Source organism: Enterobacter sp. UPMP2061, from assembly GCF_053709615.1.
This window is the reverse complement of record NZ_JBSKJP010000001.1, coordinates 164,563-180,123: the sequence shown is the minus strand read 5'-3', so window position 1 is coordinate 180,123 and position 15,561 is coordinate 164,563. Positions and strand designations below refer to the sequence as shown.

14 protein-coding genes and 1 other RNA gene are annotated in these 15,561 nt (G+C 57.9%); 3 read left to right on the top strand and 12 right to left on the bottom strand.

The window, feature by feature from the left end:
* Positions 1-18 precede the first annotated feature (18 nt).
* The 3 genes from ACWKXX_RS00885 to yczE all read right to left on the bottom strand — a co-directional run bounded on the left by ACWKXX_RS00885 (position 19) and on the right by yczE (position 4,970).
* Positions 19-3,108 carry a beta-galactosidase gene (locus ACWKXX_RS00885; protein ID WP_039271544.1) on the bottom strand — a complete coding sequence of 1,030 codons (3,090 nt, stop codon included), beginning with the start codon at positions 3,106-3,108 and terminating at the stop codon, positions 19-21.
* 103 nt (positions 3,109-3,211) lie between these two features.
* Positions 3,212-4,282, bottom strand: a complete 1,071-nt coding sequence (locus tag ACWKXX_RS00880; protein ID WP_017694402.1) for a LacI family DNA-binding transcriptional regulator — start codon at positions 4,280-4,282, stop codon at positions 3,212-3,214.
* A gap of 76 nt (positions 4,283-4,358) precedes the next feature.
* Positions 4,359-4,970: a membrane protein YczE gene (gene yczE / locus ACWKXX_RS00875; protein WP_017694403.1), complete on the bottom strand. Its 612-nt coding sequence runs from the start codon at positions 4,968-4,970 to the stop codon at positions 4,359-4,361.
* Between the two features lie 84 nt (positions 4,971-5,054).
* On the opposite strand from yczE, the gene yczR reads away from it, so the two are divergent.
* A complete protein-coding gene (yczR, locus tag ACWKXX_RS00870) occupies positions 5,055-6,476 on the top strand; it encodes a MocR-like transcription factor YczR (RefSeq protein WP_045614997.1) in 1,422 nt (473 codons plus the stop codon).
* Positions 6,477-6,546: 70 nt separating this feature from the next.
* Here the strand turns inward: yczR and ACWKXX_RS00865 are convergent, their stop codons facing one another.
* The 3 genes from ACWKXX_RS00865 to ffs all read right to left on the bottom strand — a co-directional run bounded on the left by ACWKXX_RS00865 (position 6,547) and on the right by ffs (position 7,354).
* A complete protein-coding gene (locus ACWKXX_RS00865; RefSeq protein ID WP_015571263.1) occupies positions 6,547-6,762 on the bottom strand; it encodes a hypothetical protein in 216 nt (71 codons plus the stop codon).
* The gene (locus ACWKXX_RS00860; RefSeq protein WP_006809862.1) at positions 6,759-7,010 is read right to left on the bottom strand and encodes a hypothetical protein; all 252 of its coding nucleotides are present in this window, start codon (positions 7,008-7,010) and stop codon (positions 6,759-6,761) included. Before ACWKXX_RS00860 ends, ACWKXX_RS00865 begins: the two co-directional genes overlap by 4 nt.
* Positions 7,011-7,257: 247 nt before the next feature.
* An RNA gene (ffs, locus tag ACWKXX_RS00855) (signal recognition particle sRNA small type) lies at positions 7,258-7,354 on the bottom strand.
* A gap of 170 nt (positions 7,355-7,524) precedes the next feature.
* Here ffs and ACWKXX_RS00850 point away from each other — a divergent pair.
* Positions 7,525-7,836, top strand: a complete 312-nt coding sequence (locus tag ACWKXX_RS00850; protein WP_003859016.1) for an MGMT family protein — start codon at positions 7,525-7,527, stop codon at positions 7,834-7,836.
* Between the two features lie 37 nt (positions 7,837-7,873).
* On the opposite strand, the gene ACWKXX_RS00845 is transcribed toward ACWKXX_RS00850, so the two are convergent.
* On the bottom strand, positions 7,874-8,401 hold the full coding sequence (locus ACWKXX_RS00845) for a YbaY family lipoprotein (RefSeq protein ID WP_017383199.1): 528 nt from the start codon (positions 8,399-8,401) through the stop codon (positions 7,874-7,876).
* A 203-nt stretch (positions 8,402-8,604) separates the two neighbouring features.
* Between ACWKXX_RS00845 and tesB the strand changes: the two genes are divergently transcribed.
* Complete coding sequence (tesB, locus tag ACWKXX_RS00840) at positions 8,605-9,465, top strand: acyl-CoA thioesterase II (RefSeq protein WP_039271549.1); 861 nt, start codon at positions 8,605-8,607, stop codon at positions 9,463-9,465.
* A 95-nt stretch (positions 9,466-9,560) separates the two neighbouring features.
* Here the strand turns inward: tesB and amtB are convergent, their stop codons facing one another.
* From amtB to ACWKXX_RS00815, 5 genes are all read right to left on the bottom strand, one after another.
* Entirely contained in the window at positions 9,561-10,847 is a 1,287-nt protein-coding gene (amtB, locus tag ACWKXX_RS00835) for an ammonium transporter AmtB (RefSeq protein ID WP_015571265.1), read from the bottom strand.
* 35 nt (positions 10,848-10,882) lie between these two features.
* Positions 10,883-11,221, bottom strand: coding sequence for a P-II family nitrogen regulator (gene glnK / locus ACWKXX_RS00830; RefSeq protein ID WP_006809867.1), 339 nt, complete (start codon positions 11,219-11,221; stop codon positions 10,883-10,885).
* A 211-nt stretch (positions 11,222-11,432) separates the two neighbouring features.
* Positions 11,433-13,214 carry a SmdB family multidrug efflux ABC transporter permease/ATP-binding protein gene (locus ACWKXX_RS00825; RefSeq protein ID WP_261666402.1) on the bottom strand — a complete coding sequence of 594 codons (1,782 nt, stop codon included), beginning with the start codon at positions 13,212-13,214 and terminating at the stop codon, positions 11,433-11,435.
* On the bottom strand, positions 13,207-14,961 hold the full coding sequence (locus ACWKXX_RS00820) for a SmdA family multidrug ABC transporter permease/ATP-binding protein (protein ID WP_039271554.1): 1,755 nt from the start codon (positions 14,959-14,961) through the stop codon (positions 13,207-13,209). The genes ACWKXX_RS00825 and ACWKXX_RS00820 overlap by 8 nt, the downstream gene beginning before the upstream one ends.
* A gap of 30 nt (positions 14,962-14,991) precedes the next feature.
* Positions 14,992-15,450 (bottom strand): Lrp/AsnC family transcriptional regulator, encoded by a 459-nt coding sequence (locus tag ACWKXX_RS00815; RefSeq protein ID WP_015571267.1) that lies wholly within the window; start codon positions 15,448-15,450, stop codon positions 14,992-14,994.
* Between the last annotated feature and the right edge of the window lie 111 nt (positions 15,451-15,561).

Sequence of the window (15,561 nt, the reverse complement as noted above, 5' to 3'; positions counted from 1 at the left end):
GTGGCCGCACGCTTCTGCTTAGCCGTTCTGCTGCCAGCTAAACGTGTAGCGCAGCCGGCGGTTTTGCAGAATGAAGGCCGGGGCTACGCTCGGGCTCCATGAGTCGTCTCCCCCTACGCCCATGTGAAACGCATCAAGATTTAACCAGCAGCCAGCCTCTTCCCGCAGAAAATGCTGATGCGTTGTCTCATGCAGCTGCCGCTGGCTATAACGGCTCAGGGAGAAATGGAACTGTCCCTGCAACTGATGGGAGCCAAACGTCAGCTCGCGGGTGTCGCAGCGCAAACCGTTCTCCGTCGGGAAGATATACGGCGTCTGCATCTCTTCCAGCGGTAACGCCCAGCGCCCCTGCTGCGCCGCCAGTTTTCTGTCCGGATAGTTCTCCAGCGGGCCTAGCCCCAGCCAGCGCACCGTTTCCGGGATATCCGCCAGCATAACGCTCAGGCCCACGCGAGCGGGCTCAGGAATGTCAGACGCCACCGTCACCTGCACATCACCGTGCAGCACCCCGTGGTCATCAATCCGCCAGAGCTTGCAGCTGATAAACAGCGCTTTACCCTGATGCTCCCACACGTGCTGCGTGGTCACCACCACCTCACGGGCATGCTGCTCCGCTTCACACTGGAGGAGGCGCGCGGACATCCCATACATCCCTGCCGCTTTCCAGCGTTCCACCCACGCGTTCGGATCGATGCGGGTCGCCTCGCTGACGCCAATGTCATTGTCCAGCGGCGCGCGGGTGAAGTTATCCGTTAGCGGGGAACGGAGCGTTTCAGCGCCCTCGTTCCACCACTGGGCCAGGTTTCCGGTGAGACGGCTAAACTGCCAGCGCTGCTGCTGATGAGTAATGTCCAGCGCCTCGTCCTGCACCGTTAGCTGCGGAGGGGTTCCGCCTGCTTTCGGTGGCGCAAGGTACAGCGGAGCCGGGAGCGGCCACTGATCCCAGGCACAACGGTGGCCGGGCGGCGACCACGGCGTGGCCTGCGGCTGAACGATCTCCACGTTGAGCCAGACCTCGCCCGGCTCAGCGTCAAGCTCAGGCAGCGGGATCTCAACGCGCTGCGTCTCCTGAGGCGCAACAGAAAGGGGTGTTTCGCCGGAGGCCAATACCGCACCGTCACGCGCCACCGACCATCGCAGATATTCGTTGTCAGTATGACGGAACAGATATTCGCTCTGGATCTCGACGACCAGCGGAACGGTGCTCACCAGCGTAAAGGTAAAGAACTGCTGGGCACGCTGCGCCTCGTAAAGGGCGGGGTGCGGAGTGCGATCGGGAAACACCAGCCCGTTGAGGCAGAACTGACGGTCGTTGGGCTTATCGCCAAAATCGCCGCCGTAGGCCCAGAATGCCGTGCCGTCTTCCGCTTTTTTCGTCAGCGCCTGATCGACCCAGTCCCAGACAAATCCGCCCTGCAACCGGGGATGGCTGCGGAATGCCTGCCAGTAGCTGGCAAAGCCGCCAAAGCTGTTGCCCATCGCGTGAGCATACTCGCACAGGATCAGCGGACGGGTTTCGTCCGGCATGCCGATCCACTTTTTAATCGACCACTTTGGCACCGCCGGGAATGGCTGATCCTGATCGACGCGGGCATACATCGGGCAGACAATATCGGTAGCGGCCGTACTGGCGCCACCGCCTTCGTACTGCACCGGCCGCGTGGGATCGGCGGTTTTCAGCCAGCGGTACAGCGCATCGTGATTCGCCCCATGCCCGGACTCATTCCCCAGGGACCAGATGATGATGGACGGATGATTCCGGTCCCGCTGCACCATACGCGTTACGCGTTCGCTCATGGCAGGCAACCAGCGCGGATCGTCCGCCAGGCGGCTCATCGGCACCATGCCGTGGGTTTCAATATTCGCCTCATCGACCACGTACAGGCCGTAGCGATCGCAAAGCGTGTACCACAGAGGATGGTTCGGATAATGCGAGCAGCGCACGGCGTTGAAGTTATGCTGCTTCATCAGTTCGATGTCGCGGCGCATGGTCGCCTCATCCATCACCTGCCCCTTCTCAGGATGATGTTCGTGACGGTTCACGCCGCGGATCAGCAGCGGTTTGCCGTTAAGCTTCAGCAGGCCGTTGCTGATTTCGACGCGTCTGAAACCGACATCGCAGGCTTCAGTCTCCAGCACGTTACCCTGCGCATCCCGAAGCGACATTGTCAGCCGATAGCATTCCGGTGTTTCAGCGCTCCACAGCGCGGGAGCGTTCACGGGTATCGCCACCGTAAGCCGTTCAGCCCAACTGCCGCGTTCGTCCACGATGGCCGATCCGGGCTGCTGCGTGGTTTGCGCGCAGGCTTCGCCATTACGCCACAGGGTAAACGCCACCTCGCATTCGGCGTAGCGTGAGCCTTCCAGCGCAACGTCAACCCGGAGTATCGCCCGATCGCATTCGGCATTCAGATCGGTCACGATCTGATAATCGGCAATTCGCGTTTCCGGCTTGTGCAGCAGCGAGACGTCGCGGAAAATGCCGCTCATCCGCCACATGTCCTGATCTTCCAGGTAGCTTCCGTCGCACCAGCGTAACACCATCACCGCCAGACGGTTCTGCCCCGGTCGCAGCACCGCGCTGAGATCGAACTCCGCAGGCAGACGGCTGTCCTGCGAATAACCCACCCACTGGCCGTTACACCACAGATGAAAAGCTGAATTCACCCCGTCAAAAATAATGCGGGTTTGCCCGCTGCACAGCCAGGCGTCATCCATATCAAATGTGAGCGAGTAACAACCGGTTGGGTTTTCAGCCGGAACATACGGCGGGTTCACATTTATCGGATAGGTGACGTTGGTATAGATGGGAGTATCAAATCCCTCCATCTGCCAGTTCGACGGCACGGGCATCTCAACGGCGTCAGCCAGATCGTCCGTTAACCATGTCTCGGGAACCTGCTCTGGCGCCGGGAAAAAGCTGAATCGCCAGACGCCATTAAGCAGACGCTTGCTCAGCGAAGGCTTATCCTCGCGGGCGAAGGTATCATCGCGCCAGCTATGAAAAGGCGCGTGTGCGGCCAGACGATTCCACTGCGTCACGCCCGGGTTTTCCCAGTCACGACGCGCCAGAAGTGCGCTGAGGGTCAGCGGCAATGTAGAAGACATATCAACCTCTTTGCGAAGCGCTCACAATTTTAGCCAACATGCCCTGGTAAACGGTGGCGGTAAAGACTTTGATCGTCACCAGGCGAGCACGATCACAAAAGTGCTAGCTGCGCGCCAGCTTCTCCGCCAGCAGCGCCAGAGTTCTGAGCTGTTGCGCCAGATCTTCACGATCGGCCTGCTGTGCGGCGCGCGGCGCGGTGGAATGACGCACGATCAACGTAACGGGAAGTTGTTCCTGCCAGCATTCGTCGTGATGGGCAGGTGCCATCAGCCGCTCCACGCTGCGCTCACCGGCCTCGCGGAACGCCTGCCGAACGGTGGTGAGCGGAGGTGAAAACCACGCGCTGTCAGCCGTATCATCAAACCCGACAACCGAGATCTGCCCCGGTACCGCAACGCCTTTTTCCGCACAGGCGCGTAAAACGCCAAGCGCCATCTGATCGTTAGCGACGAGGATCGCCTCCGGCAGCTGCGCGCCCGCCAGGAGCTGATGCCCTTTCTCATAGCCCGAGGCCGCGCTCCAGTCGCCCTGCGCCACCGCAAACGCCTCCACGCCGGCCCGGGCCAGCGTGGTTTTCCATCCCGCCAGACGAGCCCGGGCAGAGACAGAACTTTCCGGCCCGGCGAGCAGCGCAATTCGCTGGTGCCCCAGCGAAAGCAGATGCTCTGCCCCCAGGCCAGCGCCCTGTTCGGCATTGAAAACAAGGCTGTTAACCCGAGCTGTGGGGGAAACATCGAGAAAAAGAACCGGGGTCGGCGAGGCCATTTCCTGAAGCATTTCTGCCTGTGCATCTTCCAGCGGAACGTTCACCAGCAGCGCCTCCACGCGCTGCGCCAGTAATTCCTGCAAAGCAGCCTGACACTGCGCGGGTTGCTCCACCATGGAGATGAGTACGCTAGCCCCCTGCTCCACTGCCCGGGATTTTACAGCTGAGGCGATTTGCGACGGCGCATGCAGCGCCAGATCGCTGGTCATCAGCCCCAGCGTGCGGGTACGTTTCCCGGCCAGCTGCTGCGCGCCACGGTTAGGCACATAGTGTAGCGCCGCCATGGCCTGCCGGACCTTTTCCCGCGTACGGGCAGAAACGTGTTCTGCGTCGTTAATCACCCGGGAAACGGTCTGATAGGAAACGCCCGCCACGCGGGCAACGTCATAAAGAGTGATCGCTTTCATACATTCTGGCGTCGTAAAAGAGAAGTCTCTATTCTGACACAGTTACGCCATCATAGCCTGTGAGCGCTTCGCAAAATTAAACAATCCGCTCCGGCCGCGCGGCTTTCTGAATGCGCGGTCTCTGCCGAAACCACGGCAAACAGAGCTGGATCAGCGGGCCGATGGTTAATGCATACAGTACGGTTCCAACGCCAAACGCTCCCCCGAGGAGGTAGCCGACGATCAACACGGTCACCTCGATCGCGGTACGCACGCTGCGGATCGACCAGCCCAGCCGGGTATGTATGCCGGTCATCAGACCGTCGCGCGGGCCTGCGCCAAAACCCGCGCCGATATACATCCCGGTGGCAAGGGCGTTAACCACAATGCCGGAAACCAGCAGGGTGATGCGCACGGGCAGCGAGGTGAGCTCAGGGATCAGCGCCATTGACGCATCGGCCGCCAGACCAATACAAATCACATTACTGATAGTACCCAGTCCCGGCAGCTGACGCAGCGGGATCCACAGCAGCAGCACCGCGGCCCCGGTTAAAATAATCACCGTGCCGATACTCATCCCGGTCTGGATGGCGACGCCAAGGTGAAAGACATCCCACGGGTCGACACCCAGATCCGAACGAATAAACATCGCGGTTGAAAGCCCATACAGGCCTAAACCGACATAAAGTTGTACCAGACGACGTACCATTTTCTCTTCTCCGAAGAACCAGGTTCCATCTTCGGTGAAAATGGCACTATGATTAATGTCCAGTTTTCAAATAGTGGACTGCACATGTCATCACGTCGTTTTGGTAGCCAGTCTCTGGTTCGCCTGTTAGGGCACTGGCAGCAAGCCTCTTCCCGCACCCCTCTGTGGCGCCAGCTGGCTGACGCGTTACGCCTGTTAATTCTGGATGGCAGGCTGGCGTTAAACACGCGCCTGCCCGGAGAGCGGGAACTGGCCGCCGCTCTGAGCGTAAGCCGCACCACCATCAGCAGCGCGCTGGCGCATCTGCGGGAAGAGGGTTATCTGGAGAGCCGTCACGGCAGCGGTTCGCGGGCGATCCTGCCAGACCGCCGCGCCGTGCCCACGCTTTCTACTGCCAGCGCGGCGCTGGATCTCTCAACCGCCGCACTCAACGCGGGACCAGAGATCCACCAGGCCTACGCCCACGCGCTGACGGCCATCACGCCGAATCTGGCGCTGACCGGGTACGATCAGCTTGGGCTTCCGGCGCTGCGTGAAGCTATCGCCGCCCGCTACACCGCACGCGGTCTGCCCACCCGGGCAGACGAAGTGATGGTAGTGAACGGCGCCGTCAGCGGCTTCGCCCTGATCTTAAGAATGATGACCGGTCCCGGGGATCGCGTGGTGGTGGATCATCCCACCTACCCGCTGGCGATAGCCGCTATTCAGGGGGCGCTATGCCGGCCCGTGGGCGTTTCGCTGCCTGAAACGGGCTGGGATACCGACGGTTTTGCCGCAACGCTTGCCCAGACCGCCCCGCGTCTGGCCTATCTGATGCCGGATTTTCATAATCCAACCGGACGTTGCATGGATGCCGCGACACGCCAGACCATAACCGACATCGCCGCGCAGACCCGCACCACGCTGGTGGTGGATGAAACCATGGTCGATCTCTGGTTCGATGTTCCCCCGCCGCCGCCGCTGGCCGCCTTTAACCCGGAGGCCACGGTGATGACGCTGGGTTCCGCAGGTAAAAGCTTCTGGGGTGGGCTGCGTCTCGGCTGGATCCGCGCCTCGTCACGCACTATCGCCACCCTCGCGCAAACGCGCGACACGCTGGATCTGGGCTCGCCGGTGCTGGAACAGCTGGCCACGCTGTGGCTTATCGAAAACAGTGCAACCTTCCTGCCTGCCCGGCGGCAAATGCTGGCAGAACGGCGCGACCGCTGCGGCCAGATGCTGCGGGAACATTTCCCCGAATGGCGGTTTCAGGAAGCGGAGGGAGGGCTTTCATACTGGATTGAATTACCCGGCATGCTGGCGACACAGCTGGCGGCACGCGCCGAAACGACAGGCATCATTATGGGCACCGGCACGCGTTTTGGACTATCAGGCGCGTTTGACCGCTACCTGCGTATGCCCTTCTCACTCAGTTCACCAGAACTTGAAGAGGCATTATTGCGGATCAAACCGCTGTGGCGTGCATTAAATAAAAGTGTAGCGCCAGTAAAACGGAGCCTGGTGTAAATTATTCGCCAGAAACAATAAAAACTGCTGACTGTATCGCATGCAGTCAGCAGTTTTCATGAAGAACAACTTAATGTTGAGGTGGAATCGGGAAGCCTTTCAGCGAAATAATGAAATTATCCCCTTCTTTCTTTATTTTTGCACCGGTATCACACCAGTCAGACGCAATACGAAAGAACTCATCACTTCCTACATTCCAGCCAAGACGAACATGTTTCACGTAGCCGGAACGTAACAGATTGCAGGCCTCGTTGTAGTCACTGGCAGTCGATAGTTGTTGTTTCATTTTCTCTTCTTCAGAAGTTTACGTAGTGCTTTGATTTCTTTAGGAGTAAATGGAGTTACGCTCTCTTCTTCCGTATGCTGATTATCAACATCCTCTTCCGATACTCCCGCCTCTTCTACTGCTTCAAATGCCAGCAGCAGCAGTTTCTCTGTGGTCACGCTTAAATTCTCATTATTGTCTTCCGCATAGTGGCGAAGTCTTTCTTTTAGCGCTTCATCAATTTTAACGTTTAAAACCGCAGTAACCATGATTGTCACATCCTTTCGGAACACGTGTTTAATTTAATACACGAAGATAAGTTTGTTATCCAGATATATATTTTTTAGCTTATAACAGAATAAAGGCATCGAAAAATAAAATGACAGTCTATTATTACAGGTTTATGACATTATTATTTCAGTTAAATGAAGGTTGCATTACAAAAAATACAATAGTCACATAATTTAGAAGGTTTATTCAGGGGAACGACTGGAGAGGAGCTCAAATGGGTGGGGGCCCTGCCAGCTACATCCCGGCACCCACGTCGTCTGCCCTGGCTGCTTCCTTCCGGACCTGACCTGGTGAACAGAGTAGCGTTGCGGGAGAACCAACAGAGCCCCCATTGAGAGCGTTGATAACCAACGCGCTGGCGCATTATCCCTGCGGAGCACCTCAATTGCAAGCTGCTGGCAACCGGATGCTGGATTATTGCGCAAACTGCCCCGACAATCTTCTTTATCTTCGTATAACATTACCCTTCGCTGATTTCCCGCAGGAGAAACAATGGACGAACATGACACTTTCCCACAGCGAGTTTGGCAAATCGTAGCCTCGATCCCGGAAGGCTGTGTCACGACCTATGGGGAAGTCGCCCGGCTGGCGGGTTCTCCGCGCGCGGCGCGTCAGGTAGGCGGCGTGCTGAGGAGGCTACCGGAAGGAAGCACGTTACCGTGGCACCGGGTCGTCAATCGCCATGGCGCCATTTCCCTCACCGGGCCAGACTTGCAGCGCCAGCGTCAGGCTTTACTTTCAGAAGGGGTGCAGGTGTCCGGGGCAGGACAAATTGATATGCAGAAGTATCGCTGGGAGTACTGACGCCCTCTCCCGTCAACATGGAGAGGGCGAAAGAGAATTACAGCTGTGTTGGCGGTGTAGGCAGAGTCGGCTGATTGTTCTGCGTTGCAACAGGTACTTCAGTTTGCTGCACCGGTACCAGGGTCAGGTCGATTTTGGTGCCGCCTTTGTTGACCGCTTCCTGCACGGTATCGGTGATAAAGACCAGCTTATCGTTGATCGTTACCGCCGCGCTCAGGAGGATACGCGCATTGGGTTGCACGTCAGACGGGTTGTACGGCAGCACAAAGCTGAACGGCGCCTGTTTACCCTCTGTACGAACCGCGCGCTGCGCAAGCACTTTGGACGGCGCATCCGCCAGGGAAGCATCAGACAGCGTGACCGTTAAAACCGCATCCGGCGGCAGCGCAACCTTCTGTTTGATCCAGATCGTACCGGAAACATTTGGCTGCTGAATAGCTTGCTGTGAAAGGGTGTTAATCCCGTTTGCGCTTGCTGTTGGCACCGGTACATCGGCACTCTTACCAGCACAGGCGGACAACGCTACCGCAATTGCTACACCACTGAGCATAGGCACGAGTTTCATTGAAGTCTCCTTATCATCAATGCACCAGCGGGATCGATCCCATCTGATGTCGTTTTATTCACATAACGAATACAAGTGTGGCACAAATCACGGATTTATGCCTAATTTCGTCCGGATATTAAGATTATTCTACCCATCGGACCACTTTCATTTCTGGGTTATACTCAGCGTATCTTTCGCCACGGCGTTTATTGAGGACCACTATGAGTCAGGCACTGAACAATCTGCTGACATTACTGAACCTGGAAAAAATAGAAGAAGGGCTATTTCGCGGACAGAGCGAAGATTTAGGCTTACGCCAGGTTTTTGGCGGCCAGGTCGTGGGGCAAGCGCTGTATGCCGCCAGGGAGACCGTCCCGGCAGACCGTCTGGTGCACTCGTTTCACAGCTACTTTTTACGCCCCGGTGACAGCGCTAAACCGATTGTTTACGACGTGGAAGTTCTGCGTGACGGTCAAAGCTTCAGCGCCCGTCGCGTGGCGGCCATCCAGCATGGCAAACCCATCTTCTACATGACCGCCTCGTTCCAGGCGCCAGAGCCGGGCTATGAGCATCAAAAAAAGATGCCGTCTGCCCCGTCGCCGGACGATCTGAAATCGGAAACCGAAATTGCCCGCGCTCTCGCGCATCTGCTGCCGCCGCAGGTAAAAGAGAAGTTTCTGTGCGATAAACCGCTGGAGATCCGCCCGGTCGAATTTCATAACCCAATGAAGGGGCATACCGCTGAGCCCGCCCGCCAGGTGTGGATCCGCGCCAACGGCAGCGTACCCGCAGATTTACGCGTGCATCAGTACCTGCTGGGGTATGCGTCGGATTTCAACTTCCTGCCGGTTGCGCTACAGCCGCACGGTGTGGGCTTCCTCGAAAAAGGGATGCAGGTAGCCACAATTGACCATTCCATGTGGTTCCACCGTCCATTCGATATGAACGAATGGCTGCTTTACAGCGTGGAAAGTACCTCTGCGTCCAGCGCGCGCGGCTTTGTACGCGGGGAGTTTTACACTCAGGATGGCGTGCTGGTGGCTTCTACCGTGCAGGAAGGTGTGATGCGTAATCGCGGGTGATGTAAAAAGCCCGGTGGCGCTGCGCTCACCGGGCCTGCGAATTGTGCTTTTTCAGGCCGGGTAAGGCGAAGCCGCCGCCCGGCAAGGCACTCAAATTATGCGTTATAGGCATTCTCGCCGTGGCTGTTGACGTCCAGGCCTTCGCGCTCCTGCTCTTCCGGCACGCGCAGCCCAACGGTCATATCAGCCAGCTTGTAACCGATAAAGGCCACAACACCGGACCAGACAACGGTGATCGCGATGCTTTCCAGCTGTACCAGCACCTGATGCATCATGGTCACGCCTTCTGCGTAACCTACTCCGCCCAGAGATTGGGCAGCAAAGATACCGGTCATGATACAGCCGACGATGCCGCACACACCGTGTACGCCGAATACATCACACGGATCGTCAACGCGCAGAACACGTTTCAGTGCGGTAACGCCCCACAGCCCCGCCAGTCCTGCGACGATACCGATCAGCAGCGCACCGCCCACGCCCACGTAACCGCACGCTGGCGTAATACCTACCAGACCGGCAATCGCCCCGGAACAGGCACCCAGCAGCGATGGCTTGCCGCGAACGGCCCACTCGCCAAATACCCATGAGAGGATAGCGCCGGCGGTTGCCACAACGGTATTCACGAAGGCCAGCGCGGCGATTTCGTTAGCGGCGCTGGCTGAACCTGCGTTGAAGCCGAACCAGCCAAAATAGAGGATGGCGGTGCCGGTAAAGACCATCGGCAGATTGTGCGGCTTGAATGCTTCCTTCCCGAAGCCCACGCGCTTACCAATCAGGTATGCGCCTACCAGACCTGCTACCGCGGCGTTGATGTGCACAACGGTACCGCCCGCAAAGTCCAGCGCGCCATGGGAAGCCAACAGACCACCTCCCCAGACCATATGCGCAATCGGGATATAGGAGAGCGTCAGCCAGACCACCACGAAAATCAGTACCGCAGAGAAGCGGATACGCTCAGCCAGCGCGCCCACAATCAGCCCCACGGTGATGCAGGCGAATGAACCCTGAAACGCGACATGAATATACTGATAGAAGCTGCCCATCACTGCGGTCAGTTCGATATTTTTTAGCATCGCCCAGTTAACGTTGCCGAAGAAGGCGTTGCCCTCCCCGAAGGCCAGCGAGTAACCGTAAACCACCCACAGCACGCACACCAGCGCGAACGTGACGGCAACCTGCGTCAGCATGGAGAGTACGTTCTTGCCGCGGATCAGGCCGCCGTAAAACAGCGCGATCCCCGGAATCGTCATGAACAGCACCAGCGCGGTGCAAATCATCATAAAGGCGTTATCGGCTTTGTCTGCCACAGCAGGTGCAGCCATTGCCAGGCCCGGCAGCAGTGCCAGCGAACCCAGACCTGTTTTCATTGTTGCTTTCTTCATTTTCTCGATCCCTATCACTGTGTGCCAGGAGTTACTTACAACGCCGCTTCGTCAGATTCGCCGGTACGGATGCGAATGACGCGCTGTAGTTCGGCAACGAAAATTTTGCCGTCGCCAATTTTTCCGGTGTAGGCTGCTTTGCTGACGACATCAATCACCTCATCAAGCTGATCGTCGGCAATCGCCACATCAATCTTCACTTTTGGCAGGAAGTTAACGCTGTATTCCGCCCCGCGATAAAGCTCGGCATGACCTTTCTGACGCCCAAAGCCTTTCACTTCGGTGACAGTCAGTCCCTGAATACCCATGGAAGACAGCGCTTCACGCACGTCTTCGAGTTTGAATGGTTTGATTACCACCGTAACCAGCTTCATATATCCCCTCCAGTCAGAATTCGGTAATGGCCGCAGCTAACACGAAAGGGATATTGCAAAGGGTGTGCCAGAAGTGAAAGGTGAGGAGGAAAGCGCCGCGGCGCGCATGCGCCGGGTAGGGATGAAAAAAAACGCACCATGACAGTGCAGGGTGCGTTTCAGTTTTGCACCAACGGTTAAGTCTGTTAGCGCATTGCCTTGTTATGGTGCATCAGGCGCTGAGTGATTCTTCCTCGCGCTCGCTGGCGGCCAGTTCGTCGCCTGCCAGCTGCAACTGATACATCTGCCAGTAGCGTCCTTTTGCCTCAAGCAGCGCTCTGTGCGTCCCCCGTTCAACGGCCTGGCCACGGTGCAACACCAGAATGGTATCAGCATCGACGATCGTTGAGAGGCGGTGGGCGATTACCACCAGCGTAGTGCGATCCCGCACGGCAGCCAGCGCCTGCTGGATCGCCTGCTCGGTACCGGAGTCAATGCTTGCGGTCGCTTCATCCAGAATTAACACCTGTGGCGTCTCAATCAGCACGCGCGCCAGCGCAAGAAGTTGCTTTTGCCCGACCGAGAGATTATTGCCCTGCTCACCCAGCCGGGTATGGATCCCCTCGCTTAACCCGCGCGCCAGATCCGCAAGCTGCACCGTTTCCAGCACCTCCCATACCTGCTCAGGCGTGAAAGGTCGTCCCAGCGTCACGTTGGCATAAAAGGTATCCGCCAGTACCACCGGATCCTGCTGCACCATCGCGACGCCCTTACGTAACGCGTTGTGGCTAAGCGCGGCAAGCGGCCGTCCGTCCAGACGGATCTCCCCTTGCGTCAACGGATAGTAGCCCATCAGCAAACTGGCGAGCGTGCTTTTGCCGCTGCCGGTATGCCCAACCAGGGCGACAAAACCGCGCGACGGTACCTCGAGGTTGATATCCTGCAAGACAAGCTGGTCGTCGCGGTAGGCAAACGAGACATGATCAAACGCTATGGATCCACTTTCCAGCGGGCGTTCGTCATCGCCATAGGTCTGACGCGGCCTGTCCATCAGCTCGAATACACGTTCGCCCGCGACCACTGCCTGTTGCAGCATCGATTGCTGCGTGGTGAGTTCAATCAGCGGTTCGTTAAGGCGTCCAAGGTAGCTGATAAATGCGTACAGTACCCCCACCTCGATGGTTCCGCGCGTCGTCAGGCCAAACAGCATCAACAGCCCGCACAGCACCAGCGCAGAGAAGAGGCTCAGCAGCGGGCGTAACAGGAAGCCATCCAGCCGTAACGTCTGCATCCGCGCCATATAGTGCGAGCGGCTGGCTTCTCCCATTCGCTCGCCAAAACGCGCCTGCTGGCGAAACTGCTGGATAACGCTCATGCCGTTGATCACTTCGTTGAAGCCATCATTGATATCTGCGAGGTAAGCGCGCACGCGACGAACAATCGGCGTGCTGTAGCGCTGGTAAATTACCATCACAATCAGCACCGCCGGGAAAATAGCGATCGCCACCAGCGCCATACGCCAGTCCAGGCTGAACATCGCCACCAGCATCGCGCCAATCAACGCGGCACTGCGCAGAACCGTTGCGACAACGGTTACATAGAGGTCGCGGATCACCTCGGTGTCATTGGTGACGCGCGAAATAACCTGCCCGACCGGCTGAGTATCAAACTCGCTCAGCGGCTGGCGCAGCGCGGCATCCATCACATCCGTGCGAAGCTGCTGGACCACGCCCACGGCGGCCCGGTTAAACAGCAGCGAATGCGCATAGTGCAGCCCCGCCGCCGTCAGCTGTAGGCCGACATACGCCACGCCCAGCCCCGTCACCAGCCCCAGCGGCAGATAGTTTTTCGCCACCATATTGTCGATGAAATAGCTGATAAGCAGCGGACCGGTCACCTCCGCAATCGCGGCGATCCACAGCAACAGCACGGCGATGGAAAGCGGTTTGCGCCACGGCGAGCCATAGGCCAGCAGCCGTTTTAACGTCGGCCACATCTGTCCAAACTTACGCATCGGCGACCTCCTCATCCAGCGCGGCTTCAAGCTGTTGATAGCGGTACATATCCCGATACCATCCGGTCTGCCCGGCAAGCTGCTCATGCTGACCACGCTGAGCAATATGCCCGTGCTGAAGCACCAGAATTTCGCTGGCTTCGGTAAGGGCCGACAGACGGTGCGCGCTGATGATGACCGTGCGCCCCTCTCCCCACTGGCGAAGGTTATGCAAAATTTGATGTTCAGTACGCCCGTCAACCGCGGACAGCGCATCATCCAGTATCAGGATCTCAGCGTCCAGCAGCAGCGCGCGGGCAATAGAGATACGCTGTTTTTGTCCGCCGGAGAGCATAACGCCCCGCTCACCCACTTCCGTGTCGTAGCCCTGCGGCAGGCGCAGAATATCCTCGTGGACGCTGGCCAGACGCGCCACGTGCTCGATCTGGTCCTGTGTCGCCGTCGGACACCCGAGCGCGATATTGTTGGCAATGGTGTCTGAAAACAAAAACGGCGTCTGGCTGACGACCGCCAGGCGGCTGCGCCAGTCATCCAGCAGCAGACGTGGCAGAGGGACGTCGTGGAAACGGATATCGCCTTCGCTCACGTCAAAATGGCGCTGAATCAGTGACAGAATGGTGCTTTTACCGGAACCCGTCGGGCCACAGATGCCCAGCATCTGACCAGGACGCAGCGTGAAACTGACGTTCTCAAGCACCGGATGTTCCGTTTGCGGGTAGATAAAGGCGCGGATATCAGCCTTGAGAATACCCGGACCTTCCGCCACCGGCTCGCTGCCATCGTTCACGACCGGCACTTCCGCCAGCATGGCGCGGATACGGCTGTAAGCGGCGCTCCCGCGTTCAACGATATTAAACATCCAGGCCAGCGCCAGCATCGGCCAGATCATCAGCCCAAGGTACATCGCAAAGCTGGTTAACTGCCCGAGGGTCATCGTGCCTTGCACCACCATCCAGCTGCCGCCGCCCACTGCCAGCAGGTTCGCCATGCCAATCGCAATATAAATTGTCGGATCGAAACGGGCATCAATACGCGCCACGCGCATGTTTTTCGCGCCGGTATCGGCGGCGTCGGCGGCAAACAGCGCGGACTGGCGATCTTCCAGACCAAACGCTTTAATCATGCGGATGCTGGTCATGCTCTCCTGGGTGCGATCGTTCAGCGACGAGAACGCCGCCTGCGCCAGCTTAAAGCGTTCATGGAGCTGCTCGCCGTAGCGGTTAATTGCCAGCGCCATCAGCGGCATCGGCAGCAGCGCCAGCAGCGTGAGCTCCCAGCTAATTTGCGTAGACATCACAATCAGTACCGCACAGCCCATCACCAGGGAATCCACCAGCGTTAGCACCCCTTCACCGGCGGCAAACACCACGCGGTCTACATCGTTAGTGGCGCGGGCGATGAGATCCCCGGTACGGTGACGCAGATAAAACTCAGGGTGCTGGCGGCTCAGCTGGCGGTAAAAGTCCTCGCGCAGCTCAACGGCAAGCTGATAGGACGCGCCGAACAGCAGCACTCGCCAGACATAACGCAGCAGGTAAACCACCACGGCCGTCAGCACCAGCGTACCGCCCCACATCATCACCCGTGCGGCGGTGTAATGTTGTTCCGTAACGCCATCCACGACGTAACCCACCACTTTGGGCGGGATCAGTTGCAGAATGGCAATGATAATAAGCAGGGCCACCGCGCCGAGGTAGCGTTGCCACTCCCGACGAAAGTACCAGCTTAATTGGGCAAATAATCGCACGCGGTCTTTTCCTGAAGGTATTTTAAGAAGTTATTCAATGGGTAACGCTGTGGTGTATTTAATCTGTTCCATGGCGAAACTGGAGGTAACATCGGACAAGCCCGGTACGCTATTGACCAGCCGCTTGTAGAAATCATCGTAGCGCTTCATGTCTGCCACCTGAACGCGCATCAGATAGTCGTATTCCCCCGCCATGCGCCAGAAGCCGAGCACCTCGGGCATGTCGGAAACCTGGGTGACGAAGCGGCAGTACCATTCGCTACTGTGATGCTGCGTTTTTATCAGGACGAAGGCGGTCAGTCCAAGCCCCAGTTTTTCGGGGTCCAGCAACGCCACGCGTCCCAGCAGAATGCCATCATCTTCCAGCTTCTTGAGGCGCTTCCAGCACGGTGTGGTGGTCAGATTAACGGCATCTGCCAGCGCCTGCAAAGAGAGGGTGCAGTCGCTTTGCAGCAAAGAAAGCAGCTTACGATCAATTTTATCTAACATAGCCACCTCGAAGAGAAAATTATTCTCCTTACATTCTATTTTAAAGGTCAGATAGCAACAATTTTTTCTGTGCTTTTCGCTATGCTGGGCACAAAATGACAAACGGATAAC